This window comes from Spirosoma endophyticum, assembly GCF_900112365.1.
GTDB lineage: Bacteria > Bacteroidota > Bacteroidia > Cytophagales > Spirosomataceae > Spirosoma > Spirosoma endophyticum.
Genome location: NZ_FOLQ01000017.1, coordinates 22844 through 47091, shown reverse-complemented (window position 1 = coordinate 47091; position 24248 = coordinate 22844). Strand labels below are relative to the sequence as shown.

Genomic DNA, 24248 nt, shown 5'->3' with positions numbered 1-24248 from the left:
ACAAGGCGTATACCACCCTAAATAAATCGGCAAAACTGAATAGATTCTGAAGAAAAACGCTCTTACCCGGATCAAGAGCCTAAATCATACTATCGACTGGCTTAACAACGTCCTGCAACGGGCAATCTAACAACGCCCAGCCAATAGATTGAGAGCAACTTAAACTGTACTTCCCATCCTTCCAGATCATGAGGCTTGGTCAGAAAAGAGTGAGCGCCTGATTCATAGGCCTGCCGAATACAAGCGGGATCTTCCTGTTCACTTAAAACCAGAACGGGCAAACAAGGGTAGCGTTTCCTGAGTTCCCTGAGTAAATACCAGGCCGATTCTGGCGGGGCCTGATCGATACCAAGTAGGCATAGTCGTGGAAAAGGCTTTTTCCCACTGGCACATTCCTCCAGATACCTGATAGCCTCTTCGGCCATAGACACAAAAACAGGTTCTGCCTGAGGTATACTCGCCCGTAAGCTATAGCCAATCAGTAATTGATGATCAGGATTATCTTCAACCACCAGAATAAATAAGGTTCGATTCATGTATGAATTAACGATACACCATGTTTTTCTACCCGGACCAATAGCTCTACTACGTACTGTCATATCTTTTGCCTTTTCCGGATTTGACCTTCTTTATGTAAGTCAGCATAAAAACCGCTACTGGTTTTCAAATCGCCTACATCGGCGGCTGCAGATGTACAATCGATGTCCCCCCCCGAGGATAGGCAACAACGCGGATGGTTTCAAAATCGATGAGAATTGAGGCACAGGTTGCTAAAAGAGGGCCGCGTACGTACCCAGGGGGTTCCTATAACTATAAGAAGATTTGGGCGCATGCAGTCTGGCCCTGATACACCGTCTTCGTATCAAGGCCAGACTGCATGATCATCTAAATGAGGAAATTAATTGGCCAACCGGGCTAATGTGTCAGCAACCCGACGTCGCGAGGTAAGTTTCAGTACGCCATCGCTTAGTAGTAAAGACACGGTTTTAGCATCTACTTTGATCACCTTATTGATATACCTGGGATTGATCATCGTCGACTTGTTGATTCGAATGAAATCCGTGAGTTGATCTTCAAAAAATTTCAAGGTTCGACTAACGATCAATGGATAGGTTTTATCTTTCAGGAAGACGGCCGTGTAGTTACCCCTGCCTTCCAACCGGGTAATCAGTTGCGTATCCTGGATGTGCCGGTAGGCCGGAATCAATAGCTGGGCGCCCTCCTCTGCTTGAGTTATCATGTGTTGAGTTATCATGTTTTAGTTTAGCTATTACGACAAGAAGGTTACTTTCTGGCCGTTTTAGTCAAAACTACCTCACCAAACGTACTAAGTAATTCTAAAGACATTCTGAAGTTCAACCAATATGGGCGTATACTATTTGATTTAAAATCTATAAATAGTTTCACTGCATTGGAGTTCAATAAAGCAAACTAACGTCAGAAAGAGTTGCTAATACGTAGCTGGAGGAAGATTTCATCATGTACGTATTAAAAACTGGAATTGTGTTTAAAATAATATAGAGGAAGTCTTCAGAATAAAACCCTGTTTTATTCTGAAGACTTCACATTAAAAATTGTAATGATGGTGAGAAGAGTTGTATAAACTGAACAAATATATAGGTCAATTCTAAAGAAATTCTGAAGAATCAAGACAAAAGTCAATTAATTTAATTTATGAATCAATCTTTACCTTACAGGCAGATCATTTAGTTTACTAGTAAGTGATTTTTCATTCTTTCAGCAGTACGTTAATTTACCCTCCTGTCGACAGATGTATCAAAAATAGTATCAGGTTTTTTCGCCAGCTAACAAAAAAACTTTCTCACACAGAATATTTTTTCCGAGAATCAATTAAATTTTACTTCTGCCGAATTGTCAAAGACTATGGATACACCCTATCCTCTTCGGCTGGCTGATTATTTTTAGTCAATATTCAGATTATGCTGCAACGTATTAAGCCATTAGCACGAACATAATTCCCCAACAGGCTCTAATTTTTTCTGTTTTTTAAAGCACTATTTATTAGTACCAGTGGCAATATTGTCTCCTGTAAAAAGCAAATTGTACATCAAATAATAATTTTTTTGGCCTGTCAATTAATAATTGCCAAATCGAGTTAAGAGCCTGTTGCCATGTCTTATCTAACATAGACAGGCCTTTTGTTTGAGCAATATTAGCCACACAATTGAGGGATTTTCTGGACACCTATGAAATAGTATTGCTGTAGCTCTGGTTTATTAAATTTTTCATTTAAATAGCTTATTACTAAGTATTATCAAACTCGATCTAAATCAATAGTGCTCGGTCAAAGTAAGATGACAATACTATTATTATAAGTAAAAGTGAGAATTTTTTATTCATTGCTACCTTAACGGATAGAGCCGATCGAAACAGAATAGTAATACATCAAAATACAGCTGATCATTTAATTGTCCCTACTAAATAAAAAGGGTAGTCAACGCTTGTTGACTACCCTTTTTACTACCTCTCTTTAACTAGTGCTATTTAGGCAATAACACGCGGTCAATAACATGAACGACACCATTATTGGCGACCTGATCCGCTTGCACAAGGTTAGCCGCATTGGTACCATTGCCTTTGCCAATGATGGTCAATTTGCCTCCACTAACCGTAAACCGAACGCTGGTACCCTGAGCCGTTACTACCTCGGCCCCATTCTGGAACGTCTGCGAAAAGGCACGGTAGTTCAAAACATGGTAAGACAGCAAATCAGCGAGTACCTTTGGATCGGCAGCCTGAATGGCTGCAGCATCCGCATAGCCAGCGGCTTTAAAGGCGGCATTGTTTGGTGCAAATACGGTGATACCATCCTGTGAGTTCTGGCTTAGTAACGTTTGCACCGTAGAGCCCGCCCGTGTAACAGCGGCTGCAAACAACGACAGATCCGTATTCTTCTGGATTAAATCTGAGGCACCGAGTGTTGGTGGCATCAGCACCTGATTGATAATGTGCACTACAGTATTTGTCGTGGCGATGTTACCTTCAACAATCTTAGCCCCGTTGATGCTAACATCGGTATTGCTGACTTTGTAGACCGTTACCCGGCTGTCAGTCAAGGTTGTCTGGTAGGACGTATTGACGTTTGTCGGGAAAGCGGAGAGGTCAATAACCGAGCCTACTACGTGATATTGAAGAATTCGCTTCAGGTCGGCAGCCGGAGCGGCACTCACCGCGGCCACACTGGCGTAACCAGCGGCCTTGAAGGCGTCATCAGACGGCGCAAAAATAGTTAGTCCGCCTTTGTTCACATCAGTCGCTAGCCCTGCCTGCGCGATAGCCGCGCTCAGAAAAGTCAGATTACTTTTTTGCTTGATATAATCAACGGCCCCAATGACGGTTGTACCCGGCGTTGTTGTACCCGTTCCTGGTGTGGTGGTCGTACCAGAACCGGGGGTTGTGGTGGTACCCGATCCAGGTGTGGTCGTTGTACCAGAACCCGGTGGCGTTACAACGGGAGCTGGCTGAGGATCTGGACTACTGGTACAACCGATAAAAAAAGGAGCTGAACCGACGAATAGAACGAGTAATAGTTGCCGGAGGGCTACAAAAATGGGTTGAGTCTTCATACGTTGAGCTACATGTTTTATAAAAAAAGAATAGATTCCTGTCCGCTGGTATGACCCGCAGACGAGAGGTAGTGAAAGCAAGAACGGCTTATAAAAAAGAATGTTGCCCGTATATTATTTACCGGGAGCGGCTCACTGGCGTCAACGTTATTAGCTACTCAGGAGGCAATTCTGTTGAAATAGAGTCGAATTTTAGCCAGAAAAGGGCATATTACAATTGGCTTTCGAGAATAACTGCGTAAAAAAAACCGTCTAACTGGACGGCCAAATATGATTGAACGGCCCATACTAAACTCACTAACCCCTGCGGCTTTTGTGTGCATGACAGCTCACGTTGCCCATCCAATATCTCCTTATTGCCGACCCCTACGGGTTGGTGAGCCAAAGTTACCGGCGGTTTATTGGTACTTGTTTTCAACTTGCTTCGTAGGCCGCCTACACAGCCTGTGCTACGTTGTCCCGTTCAATAAGGATATAGCTTACTTAGCTATTCTGCGTCAGGTTGTGTTACCAATCTGTGTAGTTTGTTCGTTGGTAGACTAATAGTCCAACTGGTATGAAAACAGCTATCATTACGGGAGGTGGCCAGGGTATTGGCCGCGTTACAACGCAGTATTTATTGACACATGGGTACCGCGTGGCTATCTGGGAAGCCGACACCGACGCGCTTACCGAACTCCGCGAATCCTTCAAGGCATCTGCCGCCCAGATTCTATTCGTCTCCTGCGATGTATCGAGTGAGGTCAACGTTCGCAAGGCCGTCGAACAAACAATGGCCCATTTCGGCCAAATTGACGCGTTGATCAATAATGCGGCCATCATGATCGAAAAATCGCTCGACAAATTCATGCTCGATGAGTGGAATCGCGTGATCAGCACCAACTTAACCGGACCATTTTTATGCGCCAAACACACGGCTCCTTACCTGGCCATGCAAAAAGGGTGTATCATCAACATATGCTCTACCCGGGCATTTCAGTCCGAGCCCGATACGTTTGCCTACTCAGCCAGCAAAGGCGGCCTTCTGGCGTTAACGCACTCACTGGCAGTCAGTTTAGGTCCTGACGTTCGGGTTAATGCCATCAGTCCCGGCTGGATCGACGTATCGGCCCTGAAGAAAAAAGCCAAGGCCAAATCCGACGAACTGCGGCCCGAAGATCATAGCCAGCATCCGGCGGGCCGGGTGGGTCAGGCAGATGATATTGCCCGCATGATCCTGTTTCTGATTGCCCCGGAGAACAGTTTTATTACCGGTCAGAATTTTGTGGTCGACGGGGGTATGACCCGAAAAATGATTTACGTTTAACGCGCAAACATCAACTGGGCTTCGTCGGTTTATGAGGTAATCAAGCCCTTACAGACAAGCTCTTTTATGGAAAATGTAAATCAGGATGCGATGCTGAACGAGCAGTCGCAGACATTTCGACCCGACACAGGCGGTCCCGCTCAAACCCCGGACGAGAGCATCATGCTCAACGAAGACTATAATCCAACGGATCTGGTCGGCGATGTAGACAGCGGTCCGGATGGCATGGGCAATGATTCGGGGAGTCCGAACATGGAGCCCGACCGCACCAACTACGGCAATGGGGATTCCCTCGGCAATAACGACGGCACCGAACCCGACCCTGCTTTGAGCGACGAAGATTATTAGTAGCCTAAATCGGTTGATACGTACTAATCCCGATTATACGATTATATAGCGATACACGTAACTGCCCAGGGTGGTTTGTGTATCGCTTTTATTTTGCCAACAAATTAACGTAACAATAGCGGGTTAAACGGCTTATATACTGCCTATTAGCGGCTTTATCGATCGACTTTGCCTAAAAAATAAAAGGCCCTTCCAACCCTTTTCTTACCCAAAGAATCTATAAGCCAGAAAACGTCCTTTATGCCCAGAACCAGCTTATGAAACTCTCCAAAGCCCTTCTACAAACTATTGCGGTAGCCGTTGCAGTAACTACACTCAGCTCCTGTGACAAAGGCAAGGTCATCGATCCCAAAAAAGATGACACCAAACAGCAAATACCTTATGACTGCCCAGGCTGTGGTTTAGGCTAGTAATTTCTACGTTCATACTACGTGCCAATGACGCCCATTCGATCTACACTGGCCTGCAACTTAGACACCAATCTCCTGTCGGCCTGTTTGCCCCTTTTCGAGGCCGGGAGTGTGCAGGCGATTGAGTGGTCGTTCGATACACTTTACCAGCATCGTCAGTCGCCCGACTGGTTTACCGAACTGCTTACTACGTTCAGTGATGCGGGCTGTTTGATTGGTCATGGTGTGTTTTTTTCGCTGTTTAGAGGCCAGTGGACGCCCGATCAGCAAGCCTGGCTAGATCAGTTAAAAGATCTCGCGTCTACCTATCAGTTCAATCACATTACGGAGCATTTTGGCTTCATGACGGGCGCTGACTTTCATAAAGGCGCTCCGCTAAGTATTCCACTAAACGCGTCGACACTGGCCATCGGTCAGGATCGGTTGCGACGAATACAGGATGCCTGTGGCTGCCCGGTTGGGTTGGAAAATCTGGCCTTTGCCTACTCGGTCGACGAGGTAAAACGACAGAGTGACTTTCTCAATCGGTTACTTGAGCCGATCAATGGCTTCCTTATTCTGGATCTGCATAATCTCTATTGTCAGAGTCAGAATTTTGGCATGAGCGGAGCTGATTTACTGGACCTGTACCCACTCGACCGGGTGCGGGAAATTCACATTTCGGGAGGCAGTTGGAGCACCTCGACTATCGAACCGGAACGTATCATCCGGCGCGATACGCACGACGACTCCGTTCCCGCCGAGGTGTTTGCGTGGCTGGAGCAAGCAATTAATCGCTGCCCGAACCTCAGATATGTAGTACTGGAGCAGTTGGGCCCCGCCCTGGCGACGGAACAGGAACGTCATTTCTTTCAGGACGATTTCAGGCGGATGGACCAACTGGTGCAGGCAGCTAATCAAACATTGTCGGTACGCGAGACCAATACGTTTCTGCCCGCAAACTCATCAGCAAACCCGTCTGTTCCTGTAGAAGATACATTCCTTTTTGCCCAGCAACGGACGCTGGCTACTATTCTGGAAACCGCAATCGATACTCGACAGGCACAGACTTTGCTGGCTACATCAAGTTTAGCGAACTCAGACTGGGCCATCGAACAGTGGGAACCCGCTATGTTGGAAACAGCCTTAGCGATCGCCCAAAAGTGGCGGAATGGGTTTAATTGAATTCTGACAAATGACAATCGCCCGGTAGTTGAAAAAATTCAACTACCGGGCGATTGCTTTTACTATTGCGAAGCTAGCTCATTAATATGAGCCTACTTACCACTACCTAATTTCCCGGCTTTATTGGCCTGTCCGGCCGCCGTTGGGTTTTTTACGTATTTATCCAGCCAGCCGTTCATTTCCCACAGCATGTGCAGTAGGGATTCTTTGGCATCGTAGTGATGGCTTTCGTACGGCATGAAAACCAGACGTGTTGTAGCACCGAATCCTTTGAGCGCGTTGTAGTAACGTTCCGACTGGATCGGGAATGTACCAGTATTGTTGTCGGCCTCACCGTGAACCAATAACAATGGCGTCTTCATTTTATCGGCATTCATAAACGGCGACATGTTGTTGTACACGTCTGGTGCCTGCCAGTAGCTACGTTGTTCATTCTGAAATCCGAACGGCGTCAACGTCCGATTATAAGCACCACTACGGGCAATGCCGCCTTTGAACAGCTTACTGTGTGTCAATAAGTTGGCAGTCATGAAGGCTCCGTATGAGTGCCCGCCTACGCCGACACGACTCGAATCCACTACACCTAATCGAACACCCTCGTCAATGGCTGCTTTAGCGCTCGACACCAATTGCTCAACATACGTATCGTTTGGCTCTTTATCGCCTTCGCCCACGATGGGGATGCTGGCATTGTCCAGAATGGCATATCCCATTGTAACAAAAGCCGCAGCACCCCAAAAGGGCCTGTTCCAGCCAAACTGATAGGGTGATCCGGATATCTGACTGGCCGCATCTTTACTTTTGAATTCGGCGGGATAAGCCCACAGGAATGTTGGCAGGGGTCCCTGCTCTTTCTTGTAGCCAGCCGGTAAATAAAGCATAGCCGTCAACTCAACCCCATCGGTACGTTTGTAGCGAAGCTGTTTTTTCTGAATACCCTTTAACTGCGGATATGGATGAGGAAAAAAGGTCACCTGAACCGGAGCGATACGTGCTTTAAGATTGCGAACGAAATAGTTAGGGCTCTCCTCGGTTGTTTCCTGTGTCGTCAGAATGACCTGTTTGGCTGCGTCCAACACAGCAATGGGGCGCTCGAAAAGGGGCGCTGTCGACCGCCAGAGTTCACGTGTCTGCTTGGTTTTCAGGTTCAGCAGGCTCACAAATGGCCGGTCACCTTCGGGAGATGAACCCTGTCCATTTACCATCAGGATTTCATTGTTGGGCAATAGATTCAGCACCTCGCGACCATACTGATTATGCTTGGTATCAGGCTGACCAGGGTTAGTATAACGATCTTCGTAGGAACGGTCGAAGAGCGTAGCCGTTTGCCAGTTGGTAGGATTAACGGTTTTGGTGATCGTTTTCCGGTTCTGCCACCAGCGTTCGGTAGCCAGTGCCATCGACTCATTCCCCCAATCGAAGGTTTCGAAACGAAACTGAGCCGCGTAGATTTCTTTGGGCTGGGCCGAGAATGGTGCATCGATCAGGAATACTTTATCGCGAATATCAGCTTTGGTTTTTGGGTCGCCATTGTCCTGGGCTACGGTGTAATAGATCGAAGCCGGGGTGTCGGCCCGCCAGTTGAAATCCCGTGGACCTGTGGCTACACCATCCCGGCTGTAAGGCACACTTTCCTGCAATGGACTGTCGTTCAGGGTTTTCACCAGCGATCCACCAACTGCGTAGACTTCCGTCTTAATCGGAAACCGACGAACGGGCACCAGGTAAGAAAACGGCGTATGAACCGTCTCGATCATAACGTACTGACCATCGGGCGACGGCTCGGCCGAGAGAATAATACCCGCCGGACCGATGTTGGTTGCCACACCGTCGAGCCCCATCCGAACGACCTGAGCCGTGGTGTAGTAAGCGAATTGCTGCTCATCAACGGGATTTTTGAGCAGATCCTGAAACGTGGGTGCCTGGCCGCGTGATCCTTTTACGTTTTCCTGCGTCGTTGGTCCGGCGGGAACACGACTCAATTGGGGAGCGGGCCCCCGACCGGCTGGAACAGCCTTGACAATCAGGGCTTTGCTGTCGGGTAACCACTGAAAAGGAGCCCCTAACGTAGCGTTGAGTGCCAGTGAGCCAACTTTTTTGGCGGTGGCGGTCGCCACTTCGACAATATAGAATTCGATTTGGGTGTCGGTCGAGTTAGCGAACGCAACCTTGGTTTGATCAGGCGACCATTGAATGAAGCTAAGCTGGGGCTTCGCCGGTAAGCCCGCAATAGGTTTCGCTTCTTTATCGGTTAGATTTTTCAGCTTAAGGCCAGTTATATAAAAGACTCGACTTGGCCCATTGTTCGCCGGATTCAGGCGCAACCCTGCCAGTTTAAGTTCGGGTTGCGAAAGTTCATCGATGGTTGTTACGGTGGGCTGTTCGATAATGAGCATCATATCTCCCTTTGACGACATTCTGACGGTTGGCGTTGGGGGCATAGTAACCAAATCGGCCAGCGCTTTCGGCGGAGTTTGGTAGGTCGGGACATCCTGGGCGTTACTGGCGACCGAAAATGCAAGCCAGGAGATTAGCAAAATCCATCGGCTTTGGCGAATAGTTGTTAGGTTGTGAAGCATATACTGAGCGATTGTTTCAGGGCCGTAAAGATACGGGAAAATACAACTAACACACTGGCATTGACCTCATTTTACAAAATTTTATTCTGCAAAATCGCCAATGCCTAGGTAAATCAATTGCTATTTTTGGCTATTTATCAGCCGTTTACCAACAACTATTTAGGCTAAAAAAGCGGCACCCCAAAGTTGGGATGCCGCTTTTGCTATTATGTATGTTACTGGTTGCCTTACACCACCCGTGAGCCACCTAATAATGTAGCATCACTGTCAGCGCCATAGCTCGTATTGCCATAGCGGGTACCATCTGGATTGACTACATTATCACTGTACTGATTGGAACCAGACGACGTATTATCATCTTCCGATGCCGCCCGCTGATTAATGAACGATTCAGCGAGTTGAGTCAGCTTTCTATCCGTGTTTTTTTCTTCGTCAAGTGTCTGTTGCAACAGGCGGGCAGCATCGGTGTAGCCCAGCACATTCGCCAGCGTTACAACCGATCCATATGCGGCAATTTCATGGTGTTCAATTTTCTGTCCGGCAATAATCAGCCCGGCATCCCGCGTCAGTGAACCAGACTCTGTGTCGGATACAACTTGCTGGGCATCATCCACCAGTCCGTCAATAGCCGCGCATGTTTTTTCGTCGGCATCAACACCTACACTCTGGAACACACTCTCAAGGCGGCTGACCTGTAGGCGGGTTTCTTCCTGATGTTGCAAAAATGCATTTCTTACCTCATCTGTTGTGGCAGCATCGGCTTGCTCGCCAAGTGCGTCAACTGCCTGTTTCTCAGCATAGTATATCCCCTGTAATTCATTGACAAAAAGGCCGTGCAGCCCTTCCCGGGTGTCATCGTCATTACCACTGAAAAAATTGGCGATTTGATTTCCTAAAGAAGCCATGTCACTTGTTGGTTTAAGGTTTAACGTTGAATTATATCCACTTTTAGGCCAAAATCATGCCATATCCTGATAGCCTGTCACTTACAGACTTTCGCCACTACGTAGTGTATATGCTTTTCCACAGATTTTGTAGAGTATTCCTCACCCATCCCCACAATAACCCAAAAGCCGAGAGAGATGCAGGCTCAGAATATCGCCAGTTCGACCCATGAACCACTGAAAACATTGCCTAAAAAACCGTTTCTTTGTACTCATATGCACGTGTTTATTACCTCACTGAATTCAGGCAGCAACGGCAACTGCTATTACATTGGCAATGAGCGGGAAGCGGTTTTGATCGACGCTGGCCTCTCCTGCCGGCAAACCGAAATGCGCATGCAGCGCCTGGGTCTATCGCTTCAAACGGTGAAAGCTATTTTCGTTTCACACGAACACAGCGATCATATCAGTGGCATTACCCAACTAGCCGTCAAGTACAAACTGCCCGTTTTCATTACCAGCAAAACGCTGCAGAATACCCGCTTACCCCGGGCCTCCTTTCCAATTCGCTCGTTTCAGGCCTATGAACCGGTCTGGATTGGTGAGCTATCCGTTACCGCTTTTCCTAAATTTCACGATGCCAGCGACCCACACAGCTTTTTGATTGATTTTCAGGGCACCAAAGTGGGCGTGTTTACGGATATTGGCGCTCCCTGCGAACATGTTATTCAGCATTTCAGCCAATGTCACGCGGCCTTTCTGGAGGCCAATTATGATGATGAGTTGTTGGAAAAAGGTCGATATCCTTATTTCCTCAAGCAGCGTATTCGGGGTGGAAAAGGCCATCTTTCCAATCAGCAGGCGCTGGATATGTTCATCACGCATCGTCCTTCCTTTATGAGTCATGTGTTGCTTTCTCATTTATCGAAAGACAATAATTGCCCGGATTTGATCAGGGCTATGTTTGCTCCCTGCTCCGATCAGACCGAAATCGTTGTCGCGTCCCGCCACCAGGAAACGCCGGTTTACAGGATTAGCGCAGAAAGAGCCGTTGCCACGGTATAATTGAACCCGTATCTCACGCAGTTCAGCCTTACTTTTAGACAAGTCAGCCCAATGACCTTGTGTGGTTGGGGGTGCTACGTATATCTTTGGTATACAAGAAGTAACCCTAAACAAGACATCACTTGAACGAGGTTAATGATCGGTGGATTCGCATTAGCGGCATCAGCCTGCTGCTGCTACTCGATCTATATTCCTACCAGGTCTTCGTTAAACCGATTGGCCTGGATACCCTCAAGTACTTCATTGAGTTTCTGTTATTAACGGCGCTTACCTGGGAAACAAACCGCTGGATTATGGGAAAGTTTCGGCACTGGTATCCGCACCTTTCTCAGACCCGAAAGCGCATACTACTAATACTGCTGGTCTGCTGGGTATCGTCTATTCTGATCGACTGGCTGGATATGATCGTCGTCGATAGCCTCGATTTTCACACCCCCTACCCCGTTTCGGCTTACGTCAATTCGATACCGGGTGCGCTGCTGACCAGCGTCCTGATTGTAGGGGCTCAGGAAGCGGTGTACTATTTCGACCGGCTTATTAAATCCGAGAAGGAAGCGGAAGCGCTAAAAAAAGAAAATCTGCAAACGCAGCTGGACAGCCTGAAACAGCAGGTCAATCCCCATTTTTTGTTCAATAGCCTCAATACGTTGTCCTACCTCATTGGCGACGATGCCGATAAGGCCGAGGAATTTCTGGACGAACTCTGCAAAGTTTATCGCTACCTGCTACGTACCAATGAGCACGAACTAACCAGTTTAACGACGGAACTTCAGTTTATCCGCTCCTATTTTCACTTACTCAAGACCCGATACGGCGATAGTCTGCAGTTAAAACTGGCAATCGAGCCGCATTACGAAACGTATCTGCTGCCGTCTTTGACCTTGCAGCTACTCATCGAAAATGCCGTTAAGCATAACGTAATAGAAAAAACACAGCCGCTGATCGTAGAAATCAGGACGCAGCCAGATGGCCTGCTTACGGTTAAGAATAATCTGCAAAAGAGACCTCAGCATATACCGTCCACGCAAATTGGCTTGCTCAACATTGCTACAAAATTCCGACTGCTCAAGCAACGCGACATTCTGGTTCGGGAGACAGGGAACGAATTTGCCGTAACGATTCCGCTTATGACAGCCGGAAGTCCGGGCGCTTATTTGTAAGGCTTTTATCAATTCCTCACTATGAACATTCTGATTGTTGAAGATGAAGACATGGCGGCTAAAAAGCTCATCAAAACCGTGGCCATTGTTGACCCATCAGCGACCGTCGTTGGCGTCACCTGCAGCGTTCGGGAAACCGTAGCCTGGCTTCGCGCCAATGGGTCGGGACAGCCCGCTGCCCCCGACCTGATTCTGATGGATATCGAACTCGCCGACGGACAAAGCTTCCAGATCTTTGAGGAAATTACTGTGAACGTCATGGTCATATTCACGACGTCTTATGACGAATATGCCATTAAGGCCTTCAAAGTCAACAGCATCGACTACCTGCTCAAACCCGTTCAGAAGGACGAACTACGGGCATCCTTCGATAAATTCCATAGCCTGAAAGCCCGTTATCAGCCAACGGGGGCCGAAACGTCGCTGACGATCGGAAACCTGGTAAAAGATCTCCAGAAACAGCTTCATCCGAAAGAATACCGGCAACGGTTTCTGGTCCAGTACGCCAACAAGCTGATGTCGATAGACACCCACCAGATTGCCTACTTCTTCACCGATAACCGCATGAACCAGTTCAGGACTATTGACGGCAAAAAGATGGTGATCGATTACAGCCTGGATGAACTGGAAGATATGCTGGACCCCAATCAGTTTTTTCGGGTGAGCCGTTCATTTCTGGTAGCCATCAACAGCGTCGATCACATTCAAACTTATCTCGGCAACCGACTGGCCCTGAAACTCAAACCAGCGATCGATAAAGAGGTCATTGTCAGCCGGGAAAAGCTGACGCCCTTTAAGGAATGGATGGGAAAATGAGACCCGTTCGCAGCCGATAGAGAATAGAAGATACTTATTGAGTCAGTACCGTCACCGCTGCCTGTGTTGTCGCTTTGAGTTGACTGAAAGCCTCCTGGTAAGACTTCACTCGTTTGCTTTCGTAGAAATCCAGCATGGGACTCGCTATTTTCCAATTTGCTTCATTCAGCATATCGAAAGCCTGAATGAAAGACGGGTTATCTGGATTGGCTTGCAACAAGTCCAGACAGAATGTTTTGATTTGTACGTAGCTCACGATCAAAGCAGTAGGCCCATTGATGGGTTGCAACTGCTGAAGCGCTACGTTGGCTGAGTTGATTTTAGCGATGAGAGACTGATCCATAAAGGGGTGGTTACCAACCCTTACATTCTTCATATGTATAGAGTTGAGGGTAGTATCCATGTGGCATTTTTGAGGTTACTGATCAGGAAAGGCGAAAAGCGAGGCAAGAATACAATACAGACGCCATTAAACCGATACAAGATTGAGTAATCGGTGAGCGTTGTTGGAGTGGAAACGTAATACGATTAACACCATCGGTGCCCTCGGTAGTGTATGGGGATTTAAGATCAGCTAGTGGACCGGACAGAACTTCTCCTCTTCAGTCGAGTGTTTCCATTCGGGCAGAAGCTCCCGTGTCTCCCAAGTCACTTATATTAAAGAATTGGAACACTCCTGACTTGAGTCTCACTATGTGTCTTGGGCGATTGAGTCAGTAAGCTGAATAAGAAGGTAATTATCAGTAACGTAATTGCCCCTATCAGGAAGGCTATCTCAGGCTTAGTCTGGATGTGATTACTCAGCGCGAAAAGAATAAAGTTGCTCACAAGCAGGTAAAATAAGGTATTTCTGCCAATGGACAGGAGCCAGTTTAGGGGGTTAGGTCGATGCTCCAGCCATTTTGCCGCTACGTAGTATCCATAGAGGATGCCGTATGAACCGACCAGCCAATACACAGAGGGCAAAAACTCGGCGGGCATAGCCTGATGCGAAACATAATAACTTACCAACAACCCAGTGGCAAACAGGGATAGAGCCAGAACTGTCCGATTCCAACCTACTTCATAGTTCGAGAAGTAAATGCCGATCAGGAAAATAGGCAGGTATTGGACAACCGGGAAAATAAAATAATTTTTAGTACCAATGAGCAGTGCCATTGGCTGGGGTACGATCAAATCAGTCGGCAGCAAATAGGCCGTTAGCAAACAGACCAGCCCCAAACAGAGCGTAGTCATGGGGGAATGTGCCAATTGTCTAAACCCCTTAAAGAAAACCAATACCAGACCGGTAATTAAAAAAAACGTGAGCAGGAACTCCGAAAACCAGGCTACTTTACTAAACGTAATCAATTGCAGGATTTCATCAAGGGTAATCGGGTAAGGCTTTCCCAGAAAGCGGGGACTAAGCAATAGATAAGCTGAGAATCCTGACAGATAATACGCAAATAATGACTTGATGGCGGTTTTAGCCATTTTCGTTTTTACGTCAGCAAACGGTTTGGTCAGATAAGAGAGAAAGAAAACGTAGCCGAAGCAGAAGAAAAACCCCGAAAAAGTAATCAGATTAATGGTGGTTGAAAATAGCCAGAATAGGCCGGTGGGTTTGCTTAACAGTTGCAGCGCATGAGCCAGGACCATACCAATAACAAGCCCACCTTTCATATAATCAATTGAGGTTTGGCGAGGTTTCACCATAATGTAGTTTACTGTAGGTTGCAAATGTTTACTAGCGCACGTACCAGGCTTAACCAGGTTTCCAGTGGCTTCTTTGAAGGATTATATAACCCGTTATTTACTCCGAAGATCAATCTGTGCCTGGTCGTCTTCGCCATTGGCAAAGCCATTGCCCGGTATCGAATCGGGATCATCAATGGTTGTTTCGCTGACCTGGGCTCGATCGATCCAGTGACCCGGTGTGATCAAGCGCGCCTGAATGGGCAGACTCACGGTATTATTGGCGGTAATGTTAGTCAATGTAATGGTGAGTAACCGCCCGTTCGCTGTCCAGCCGGTTGCTTTTACCAACTCAAAACCATCGGGTAGCTGGTTTTCCAGATGAACCCTATCCGCCGTCTGTCCACCTGCATTACTCACATAAATCGTGAACGTAATAATCTCGCCCACAGCGGGGACTCGATTGGTCACGTCCATTCGCAAACTAAGGTCGGCCTGGTTGGGGATCGGTGTCGGCTGATTGGACACCACGCCGGGAAGTAACCGCTGGTTCGGATTGGGCGACTCAAATACAGGTGTCCCTGGTCCAGATACACGAAAATCGACTGATCCTGCGTCGTCTTCTCCATCGGCCGTACCCGAATTGGGCGTACTATCAGGGTCGGGCGAGGTAGCCGTTGTTAGTTGAGCTGCTGTTCGGAACAGCCCGGCCGCTGTTGGCCTGACCAGTATCGTAAAGGTAGTGTCGGCCAGCGGGGGCAGCTGGTGTACCGTTCCCGTCATAACGTTATCGCGATAAACTTGCCCGTTTGTATCAATGAACTGCAGATTCGCTGGCAATCGATATGTCCATCGGGCCAGGGCCGCCTGAGTATTACTTTGATTGCTGACCCGAAGCCGGATCGCGAGGGATTCATTAACCTCTACCACCCGTTTCGCAGCGAGTAGCGAAAGACTCAGATCAGCCTGGGATACGGGCAGCGTATCTTTAAATAGAACTACTGAGGTAAAGGGCCTAAGGACAAAGGACTGAGTATAAACCTGGTTTTTCACATCCCGATAGGCACTCGATAACGTAATAAGACTATCTTTTAGGGTCGGGTTATAAAACAATTTGATAAAGTCATCCGGATTATTTTGGATAGGTACATCTTCCTGAAAACGAACATTGTCGAGCCAGCAGGTAGGGCCTTCCCCGTCAAGCTGTAGCAAAACAACAGCATCCAGCCCACTGCCTGACACCGTGAAGGGCAACTCGTAGCTGGTACGGGTTGGACTCAGTTGCAGGGTATAGCGCCTGTCATACTCTTGAAAAGGCGGCCCATTTTGTCGTAGATACACCAGCACCGATACGGCACCAGCTGCCACCGCATCAAACCGGAGGACGTAGGCTTTGCCGACCCGTAGGTCACCAACGTATCGACCAGCCTGCATATAGGAATTGGTTTGGCCCGATGGACTCGCAAAACCGATACGGAGCGCTCCTGCATCCAGTTGGCTGCTGTTATCCTGAGTGACCACCCCATTATTGTACCGGCTATAGAGTAAGGACCAGCCATCGCTGCCCGTGTCGAAACTACTGGCGAAGCGAGTGGTACCACCAGACCCCTCGTTTTTATACGGTTGATACGTAATGGGGCTACTGCGGGAATGAAGATCCTGGCCGGAAAAACGTTGCCATCCGGTAAGTGAATAAGCCCCTGCCTGATAGGAGTTAATACTACCCCAGATTAAATTGGTGTCATTGAACGGGCGGGCATAATAGTTAGAATCGATCACACCGTATTGCAGTAAATCATCCGCATTGGATTCATACTGGCCTGCTAACTGGGAAGCCAATTTGCTAACAAAGACATTCCGCTTGATCACATCGTTTCGGATTGGGCAAACTCCTCCATTATGATACACCACCAGTTGCGCAGCCGAATTATCGAACAGCGTATTATCGGTGAAGGTGATGCCCGTTGCTCCGTGGAGAAAGGCGCCCCACTGGGTGTTGCCGAATATTGTGTTATTTTGTATGGATACGTTCTCCACACAATCATCCAGAAAGATACCGATGGAGTAGTCTGCCGCAAAATAGTTGCCCCGTACGTTAGGACTGGTGTAGATAATGTTAGAGAGGATATGTACATCCGACATGGCCGACCTATCGCCGTTCCAGCCGTAAATTCCTCCGCCGTCAATTTTACAAATGCAGTAATTAGAGATGACATTCTGCCGGATGGTGGCCTGACTGCCGAACGTAATGCCCGTGTAACCAATGCTATCGATCACGTTGTTGGCAACCAGTACGTTCGAATTAGATCTCAATTGCAGCCCGTTATACGTACCATCTCCGCTTTTGCCTCGCCCGGCTACCGCTCCAATATGACGAATGGCATTTGACCGTAAACTGACGGAGTCATAACCCGTAATTTGTATGGCATTATTATTAATGTCGAGGAGGGTACTATTGGTCAGAGACAGGTTCCTGCCAAACCCGTCAATCATAATACCATCTTCACCGGCATCGGTTATGTCGAGCTTGCTCATAGCCACGTTCGACACGTTCGTCGCATAGAGGCTGGTATGGAGTGTTTGACTCAAATTCAGGTTGGCCAACTTAATGTTGGAGACGTTAGCCATATCTACCGCACGATCCAGAACAGTGGCTGTTAGTGTCTGCCTGGTAAGATTGCCGGTATCATCGTAAAGCTGAAACCGTTTAGTGGCTGGCTCATACGACCATTCGCCATTACGATCCAGGGTAGCGGGATGATTCTGGAAGAAAAAAGGAGAGCCATCTTTAAGATAATATGTTGATGTATTCAGCAAGTTCAGGACGTCGCCGTTCTGTTCACTCACAATGGCCCGGTCGATGATCCAGGCCGTTGGCACCATGACTACCTCGGCCCCCTGCCAGTTCCGGGATAAATGATCCTGACTAACCAGTTGGTATTTTTCGGTATGAGACGAAATCGTGAGCGTTCCCTTATTAGGTGCATCAGGATTGGGGTAACGTCCCAAAGGTAAGGAGACAGCCTTGTCATAGAGCCCTGTGACACTGCTGCCACAGGCTGAACAAGTAGCCTGCCAAATATTGCCCCCCATGTTCGACCAGGTAGTAACGGCCACCGAGCCAGCCAGGGTAGGTTTTGGTCCATTGTCATAGGCATCATAAACAATGGCCTGGCTTGATGAACCAGATTGCCGGATTTTTAGCGTTCCCCGGAAGGTATCACCCCGGCGGAACAGAACAGCGTCCCCCGGCTGTAACGACAAACTATTAACTTTGTCCAGGCTTTGTAGCGGTCTGGCCGTTGACCGGCCATCGCTGCTGTCATTGCCTGTGCTGGCAACATAATACGTTGTTTGGGCAACGTTTACTGAATACATCGTGAGTAACACATATAGTGTAAGACTCCAACGTAGTACGACTCGGTTACTCACTTGAACGCGTAATTATAAATCAGAATTTTGGCTAATCAGCGGCAGCGAAACGACTTCCCACCAGTAGCGCCGGAAGGTATAAAAGCAGTTCAGCCATTGGTGGTAGGTACCCGGCTTAACAATGTAGGAAGCAATGTTATATGTATAGGATTTGGCAATGTCTTCGCTGTCCTGAGAGGCACTCAGGATGATGACCTGTGGCTTTCGTTCGAAATTATACTTGCCAATAAAGTCCAGTAAGGCCCAGCCATCTTCCCGGCGGGGTAAGTACAGATCGGCTAAAATCAATCTCGGGCATTTGCTGGCATCCTGTGCATTGGTTTCCAGATACGTTATCATCTGGGCCGTATTATTTACCCAAACAGGATTCACTTCTGGAAAACACTGCGTCAGCGCGGAACGGATAATGAGCCATTGATCCGCATTATCTTCAACAACCATAATCGGTATCTGGCGTTGCTTTCGGCGTCTTGGTGTGGCGATCTTTGTCATTGACTTTTATGTTGAGAAGAAGTTGGTTGTACTTATTGATTGAGAGGTAGATTATATGTTGCACGAATCCTATCGGGTTATTCTGCTCCCGGTGCCATTGCCCACGGACTACCCGTATCGTTAATGAGTGTACATGGCTGCTTTGGCAATAGTCGATTCGTATCAGGAATTGATCATTTCAGGAATTTACCGGGACCCGGCTAACGTCTGCTTTTCGAATAAAAACAAACCGCTTTGGTGACCCAGCGTTGTAAGATAAAGAAAGACGCAGATAGAAAGCCGATGTGCTTCACTGGGTAAATGGCTAGTTATTGTTTCTGGTTAAGAGCTCGTTCTAACTCACTTTCTTCTGAGGCTGAAACAGGGGGAGCTCGACGACCGACCCGCCTATCTATTTGATTGACAGCATTTTGATTAGTTGGTTTTTCGCTGACCATTGGTTCACTCCTATAAGCACCTTCTTTTCCAGCATTTATTTTATTTTTTCTACCGAGCCTGGCTGGCTTTGTCAATGAGCTTAAAACCGGACGATTGGCGGGCTTGTGCTCCGGCAATACAACCGCTTTGGCTGTTGATGGTTTAACTAATTCTGTAGGTATAAGGACAGGCTTTTCTGAACCTTCAGTCCCATTGGACAGGGTAGATGAGGCTAGTTTTTCCGGAATCCTGATTGGGCTCATCGCTTTGTCATTGCACAGGGCTGGAAAAAGTTGACACCGATTACTATAGCCAGCATAAGCTAATCCGATCGACATAACCAGCGCCAAAATGAGCGGCAACCGCTGGGGTACGGATGGTCTGACAAGAGGACGTAGCGTGGCCGGTGATAGCGCACGAATGCCGGGCAGAAAGCCTGAAGTATGCCCTTCCAGCGCTATCGTTCTTTCTTCGTATTCACTCAGAATGGTTAATTGTCCTCGGCTAAATCCGCTTGCGCTGGCAGCATAACGTACGTGCACATAAGTAGCCTGAGCTGAGGGAGTGAGTGTAAGTGTAGGTGAAAAGACAGGTCGACTATCACAGGCCAGCTGAAAATGGTCTGGGGCATCTGTCGTCAATGTTACGGGTGAAGGTACCCCATTGGCCTGCTGCGCAATTGTCAGTATGCGAAAGCTGGGTTTATCAGGAGCCGTTTGAGAAAACGTGAGCGCCGATTCACTAACAGTCAGTGTAGACCGTTTGGCCATACTAACGACTTCTGATGTTGCTTCGATGGGAAGTACGATTGTTTCGGCAAGCGAATTCCGGATAACGATTGTGCCACTAGCCGGTGATTCCTCAGTGCTAATTACAGTAACCTGACCTTTAGCGAGCCAGCTTCCATCCGTTTGCCGACTGTGCTCGAAGAGTTGCTCCCGTTTAGGTTCTTTATTAAATGAAGTAGTTAACAGATAACCCGCCGACGCACTAAGTATCAATAGACCAGTACGTTCCTGGGGCTCCAGCGTCGACTCAATAGTAAAGCTATACACCTTATCCAGAAATTCACTGGCATAAATGGTCCTTTGCTCGGGCTGACGGATCGGCATTACAATTTTTCTAAAGTTTATATAGGACGCACAAGGCGACGGAAAGCGAAGTTATCCAGTACTTACTAATTAGTCTATAGGAAAAATAGAAAAGTGATTCCAAATTACGTACGAATTTGCCACTTAAACCGATTTAAAATGACCAAAAAAAACGCTCCTATGTAAATATGATTTTTGATGCATTCACTAAATCAGGGAAGTCCCAAACCGAAACTAGACGAGCTACGTACGTATGACGAATAATTACCAACAAACTCTATATGAATACTATTCATTTAATTGGACACCCACAACCGGTTGATATAAGTACCATTGTTTGGCTGGAGGGCGAAGCTAATTATACCCGTGTGCATTACAGAAACGGTACATTTTCAATCGTTACCCAACCTCTTCAATGGTTTGAGAACCACCTTAATTTCCTTCGCATTCATCGTTCAGCCATCATCAATCCAACGTATGTACAGGAATTTGAGTACATAAATGGTCGGTCCGGATGGGTTCGACTAATTGATGATCGGGTAATACCCGTATCGCGCAATCGACTTAAGCATGCGAGTATAATGCTGGCGAATAGACTTATGCCACCCGACATAAGTTAGCAGCAGCCCTGCAACTGATTAGGCTCTTTTTTGTCAGAGCCTAATCAGTACAAATATAAATCGTTGGGAATCAGAAAGAGCAGTTAATTTCTAACCGGGAATTTCTTAACAATATCCTATTTATCATCCTATTGCTTATCTAAATATGTTACGTATGAAATCATTTTGTAAACAGATTATTGATTATAAAAGGAGCCTGTTTTACATATTAAGCTTTCTTGTTAAACGAGTGTATAACTAAGGAGGCAGTAGCTTTTTGTCTTCGGAAACTAGCCTTCTACATTTATACTATATATGGATAAACAAGCCATAATTGGCGTTTATGCACAAGTAGACATATTGCTGCAATTAGTCTATCATAAATAATAAGTTCTTTCTGCTCAGTTTTATATATAAATGCCCTTCTGACAGTCAATTATAGAAGGCTCTCTAATCACATGATTACTGACTATTGGTTCTACGGCTTGTAGTTATTTACGTTATGAATGCACCTGTAATATTATTTGCTTACAAACGTCCCGTCGAATTAGAAGCAACTCTGAAGGCGCTTAAGGCGAACCACCTGGCTTCGCAAAGCGACCTGTACATTTTTGTAGATGCGCCAAAAAAGCCGGTAGACGCGCCAAAAGTTGCCGAAGTCCATCAATTGCTGGATGAATTCTCCGGCTTTCGCACCATCTATCGGGATTATGCCAAAACAAATATTGGCTGTGCTGATTCAGTCATTCGGGGCATATCGCTTGTTTTAGCAAAACACCCTTCAGCCATCATTGTTGAGGATGATCTGATTACGTCCCCGAATTTCCTGGATTTCATGAACCAGGGGTTAGTGAAATACGCTGAAAGTAAGCGTGTCTATTCGGTAGCTGGTTATACGTTTCCATTTGAACGCCCATCTGACTACCCGTCAGATGCCTATTTCATCCCGCGTCATAGCCCCTGGGGCTGGGCTACCTGGGCCGACCGCTGGGCGTCCATCGACTGGGATATGACCGATTACCCTGAATTCGACAGGGACCGACGCCAGCAGAAAGCCTTTATGCAGGGTGGTTCCGATCTGGTTGGAATGCTACGTGATCAGATGGAAGGTAGAGCCGACGCCTGGGATATTCGGTTCTGTTACAATCGTTTCAAGGCAGATGGCCTTACCGTTTACCCAACCGTCTCTAAAGTTGAAAATATAGGGTTCGGCGAAGAGGCCACTCACACGAATATTTTTAATCGCTATAAAACGCAACTGGATAGTGGCGCTCAGCGAGTCTTTGATTTTCCTTCCTTAGTTCAGTCTACGGATTATTACCACCGCAAGACCTTACAACGCTACAGTATTCCTACCCGGATTTATAACCGGTTTAAGACGTTAGCCGGTATGCGCTAACGCCCTCTTAAAATCTATCTTACCCGCGTCAGATACCTACCAATTTCTGGCAGGAGTCAGTGTGCTCATTTTTTATACGTATCGTTATGAATCCTTTCGTTTTGCTCCGGTTCGGCGCTCTGTTACTGGCGCTCGTTGTATTTGCTCATTGTAAGCCCACAGACCCGGCCCCTGACAGTGTCGTGCACCGGGTCGACACAATGTCCATTGCTCAATTACGGACGCTCAATGCGTCCGTTATCCCCGACAAAGTCCTGATTACGGATGCTGGCAGGGAAGGCGAGTTTACACTCGATGAAGCCGATCTGACCAGCATGGACAACATGGGCGTTACACTGGTCACGGTTAAAGGACACCGTTATAAGCGGAATTTTACCGGGTCAGCTAACGTGTTCTGGTTTGGCGTAGAACCGTCTGATGCCGACATCGGCCCCGAATTACAAACTGCCGTAACTGCTACAAATGAGTTGATAATTCCCGATGGCAACTATACCCAGCTAACGTCCGTCCGGATAAGAAGCAATCTGACCGTCCGGGCCAATCCTGGAAAAGTACTCATTACGTTACCCCAAACCTACGTAAGTTTCGTCAATGCCGAAGACCCCAGCCTCCCGCTACAACATGTCTTATTCGATGGCCTGTCCTGGAACGTAACGTCCAGACAGACTGGCGTATACGGAGTGATTTATATAGACGGTCCTACGGTTTCTGACCTGACGGTTCAGAACTGTACCAGTTCCGATGCTGCGGCTAAGGACAGTACAAACTGGATGACACTAAAGATCCAGGCCGGAAAAACAGCAACCGATATTGTCGTACGTAACAACAATGTTCAGGCTAAACGCATGGCCTGTGAGATTTTCAATCATGATAACTACAATATCTACGCCGGAAAAAATATAACCGTCAGTGATAATAACTTTCACGATTGCCATTTTGGACTTTCCCTCTCAGGCCCGTTGACCGGACTGATGGTCGATAACAATCTAATCAAAAACTGTAGCCTGTTCGGCATCGAAATAGCGGGGGCGGCTCGAAACGTTACGATTACGAATAATAAGTTTGAGGGTGTGTTCGATAAATTCCTCGAAGGCTCCAACGACGGCAATGGCAATGGGACTGTTGTTGGTGGAATGGTCATTACGGGCAATTCAACTGTAGGACTTTGTACGGGCGGTGTGCAACTATACAATGCCGGGGCTGCTACGTTTAGCAAGAATGACTTCCACATGTCCGGAATGCTGGAATTGACTCACTCATCGGCGGGTGGCATGTACACCGAAAATACGATTGAGAGCTTATCGAACAAAGCGGTGATCTGCGACAATACGCCCAATAACACCTTTAGTCGCAACACCCTGTCCAATAAGGGCAATTCGGAAAATCAGGCTACGTTCGTAGCCTATGGCAGCAAATCCATCAACAACACACTTACAAACAATAAGTTGATAAAAGGAAATGGTGGTAAGCCTTATGAGGCTGTGCTGGGAGGAAGCCTGGCCGCTTCGATGAATTACGATGAATCCGGAGCGCCTATTCCCTGATAAATATTCATAAATGGGCTTGTTCAGTTGACCAGGGTGTTGGTAGCAAATGGCTTTATCAACACCCTGCTGGCGAGATGGCCTTCTCTAAGAATTGTGCAATGATCATACCTTCACCTTAAAATCCTAATTAATATAGAATACGCAACGTGCCCAATCAATGAAGTCTTATTCATGTATTAGTTTAAGTAGTCTTATTGCTACCTGTTGAAGCCAGTAGTTTAGGTATACTAGCCCAAAAACTGAGTTAATTTCTTAAGTGGCATTACTACTAATTTTCA

20 protein-coding genes are annotated in these 24248 nt (G+C 47.2%); 10 read left to right on the top strand and 10 right to left on the bottom strand.

The genetic code is table 11. From position 1 onward, the window contains the following. Positions 1 to 101: 101 nt before the first annotated feature. The 3 genes from BM202_RS27690 to BM202_RS27680 form a co-directional block, all read right to left on the bottom strand. Positions 102 to 536: a response regulator gene (locus BM202_RS27690; RefSeq protein ID WP_177236699.1), complete on the bottom strand. Its 435-nt coding sequence runs from the start codon at positions 534 to 536 to the stop codon at positions 102 to 104. Positions 537 to 898: 362 nt separating this feature from the next. Next, positions 899 to 1240, bottom strand: a complete 342-nt coding sequence (locus BM202_RS27685) for a LytTR family DNA-binding domain-containing protein (protein ID WP_177236698.1) — start codon at positions 1238 to 1240, stop codon at positions 899 to 901. A 1261-nt stretch (positions 1241 to 2501) separates the two neighbouring features. Then, on the bottom strand, positions 2502 to 3587 hold the full coding sequence (locus BM202_RS27680; RefSeq protein WP_093832338.1) for a fasciclin domain-containing protein: 1086 nt from the start codon (positions 3585 to 3587) through the stop codon (positions 2502 to 2504). Positions 3588 to 4143: 556 nt separating this feature from the next. Between BM202_RS27680 and BM202_RS27675 the strand changes: the two genes are divergently transcribed. From BM202_RS27675 to BM202_RS27665, 4 genes are all read left to right on the top strand, one after another. Then, the gene (locus BM202_RS27675; protein WP_093832336.1) at positions 4144 to 4893 is read left to right on the top strand and encodes an SDR family oxidoreductase; all 750 of its coding nucleotides are present in this window, start codon (positions 4144 to 4146) and stop codon (positions 4891 to 4893) included. Between the two features lie 66 nt (positions 4894 to 4959). Further along, positions 4960 to 5241 carry a hypothetical protein gene (locus tag BM202_RS27670; RefSeq protein WP_093832334.1) on the top strand — a complete coding sequence of 94 codons (282 nt, stop codon included), beginning with the start codon at positions 4960 to 4962 and terminating at the stop codon, positions 5239 to 5241. A 257-nt stretch (positions 5242 to 5498) separates the two neighbouring features. Continuing rightward, entirely contained in the window at positions 5499 to 5651 is a 153-nt protein-coding gene (locus BM202_RS37410) for a chryseobasin-related MNIO class RiPP peptide (RefSeq protein ID WP_177236697.1), read from the top strand. 27 nt (positions 5652 to 5678) lie between these two features. After that, positions 5679 to 6815 (top strand): multinuclear nonheme iron-dependent oxidase, encoded by a 1137-nt coding sequence (locus tag BM202_RS27665; protein WP_093832332.1) that lies wholly within the window; start codon positions 5679 to 5681, stop codon positions 6813 to 6815. 92 nt (positions 6816 to 6907) lie between these two features. Here the strand turns inward: BM202_RS27665 and BM202_RS27660 are convergent, their stop codons facing one another. After that, positions 6908 to 9394, bottom strand: coding sequence for an alpha/beta hydrolase family protein (locus tag BM202_RS27660; protein ID WP_093832330.1), 2487 nt, complete (start codon positions 9392 to 9394; stop codon positions 6908 to 6910). A gap of 227 nt (positions 9395 to 9621) precedes the next feature. After that, positions 9622 to 10299, bottom strand: coding sequence for a YciE/YciF ferroxidase family protein (locus BM202_RS27655; protein ID WP_093832328.1), 678 nt, complete (start codon positions 10297 to 10299; stop codon positions 9622 to 9624). Positions 10300 to 10554: 255 nt separating this feature from the next. Here BM202_RS27655 and BM202_RS27650 point away from each other — a divergent pair, with 255 nt between their 5' ends. The 3 genes from BM202_RS27650 (at position 10555) to BM202_RS27640 (ending at position 13319) form a co-directional block, all read left to right on the top strand. Continuing rightward, the gene (locus BM202_RS27650) at positions 10555 to 11343 is read left to right on the top strand and encodes an MBL fold metallo-hydrolase (RefSeq protein ID WP_093832429.1); all 789 of its coding nucleotides are present in this window, start codon (positions 10555 to 10557) and stop codon (positions 11341 to 11343) included. A gap of 122 nt (positions 11344 to 11465) precedes the next feature. Next, complete coding sequence (locus tag BM202_RS27645) at positions 11466 to 12503, top strand: sensor histidine kinase (protein WP_093832326.1); 1038 nt, start codon at positions 11466 to 11468, stop codon at positions 12501 to 12503. 21 nt (positions 12504 to 12524) lie between these two features. Further along, the gene (locus tag BM202_RS27640) at positions 12525 to 13319 is read left to right on the top strand and encodes a LytR/AlgR family response regulator transcription factor (protein WP_093832324.1); all 795 of its coding nucleotides are present in this window, start codon (positions 12525 to 12527) and stop codon (positions 13317 to 13319) included. Between the two features lie 34 nt (positions 13320 to 13353). Here BM202_RS27640 and BM202_RS27635 read toward each other — a convergent pair whose 3' ends face one another. From BM202_RS27635 to BM202_RS27615, 5 genes are all read right to left on the bottom strand, one after another. Then, positions 13354 to 13695 carry a hypothetical protein gene (locus tag BM202_RS27635; RefSeq protein ID WP_177236696.1) on the bottom strand — a complete coding sequence of 114 codons (342 nt, stop codon included), beginning with the start codon at positions 13693 to 13695 and terminating at the stop codon, positions 13354 to 13356. A 281-nt stretch (positions 13696 to 13976) separates the two neighbouring features. After that, the gene (locus tag BM202_RS27630; protein ID WP_093832320.1) at positions 13977 to 15014 is read right to left on the bottom strand and encodes an acyltransferase family protein; all 1038 of its coding nucleotides are present in this window, start codon (positions 15012 to 15014) and stop codon (positions 13977 to 13979) included. A 93-nt stretch (positions 15015 to 15107) separates the two neighbouring features. Beyond that, positions 15108 to 18371: a right-handed parallel beta-helix repeat-containing protein gene (locus BM202_RS27625; RefSeq protein WP_093832318.1), complete on the bottom strand. Its 3264-nt coding sequence runs from the start codon at positions 18369 to 18371 to the stop codon at positions 15108 to 15110. Between the two features lie 66 nt (positions 18372 to 18437). Then, the gene (locus BM202_RS27620; protein WP_245776802.1) at positions 18438 to 18917 is read right to left on the bottom strand and encodes a response regulator; all 480 of its coding nucleotides are present in this window, start codon (positions 18915 to 18917) and stop codon (positions 18438 to 18440) included. A gap of 308 nt (positions 18918 to 19225) precedes the next feature. After that, positions 19226 to 20446, bottom strand: a complete 1221-nt coding sequence (locus tag BM202_RS27615; RefSeq protein WP_093832314.1) for a hypothetical protein — start codon at positions 20444 to 20446, stop codon at positions 19226 to 19228. A 260-nt stretch (positions 20447 to 20706) separates the two neighbouring features. Between BM202_RS27615 and BM202_RS27610 the strand changes: the two genes are divergently transcribed. The 3 genes from BM202_RS27610 to BM202_RS27600 all read left to right on the top strand — a co-directional run bounded on the left by BM202_RS27610 (position 20707) and on the right by BM202_RS27600 (position 23967). Beyond that, positions 20707 to 21045: a LytR/AlgR family response regulator transcription factor gene (locus BM202_RS27610; protein WP_093832312.1), complete on the top strand. Its 339-nt coding sequence runs from the start codon at positions 20707 to 20709 to the stop codon at positions 21043 to 21045. Positions 21046 to 21526: 481 nt separating this feature from the next. Next, a complete protein-coding gene (locus tag BM202_RS27605) occupies positions 21527 to 22423 on the top strand; it encodes a glycosyltransferase family protein (protein ID WP_093832310.1) in 897 nt (298 codons plus the stop codon). Between the two features lie 86 nt (positions 22424 to 22509). Beyond that, positions 22510 to 23967 carry a right-handed parallel beta-helix repeat-containing protein gene (locus BM202_RS27600; RefSeq protein ID WP_093832308.1) on the top strand — a complete coding sequence of 486 codons (1458 nt, stop codon included), beginning with the start codon at positions 22510 to 22512 and terminating at the stop codon, positions 23965 to 23967. The last annotated feature ends 281 nt before the right edge of the window (positions 23968 to 24248 follow it).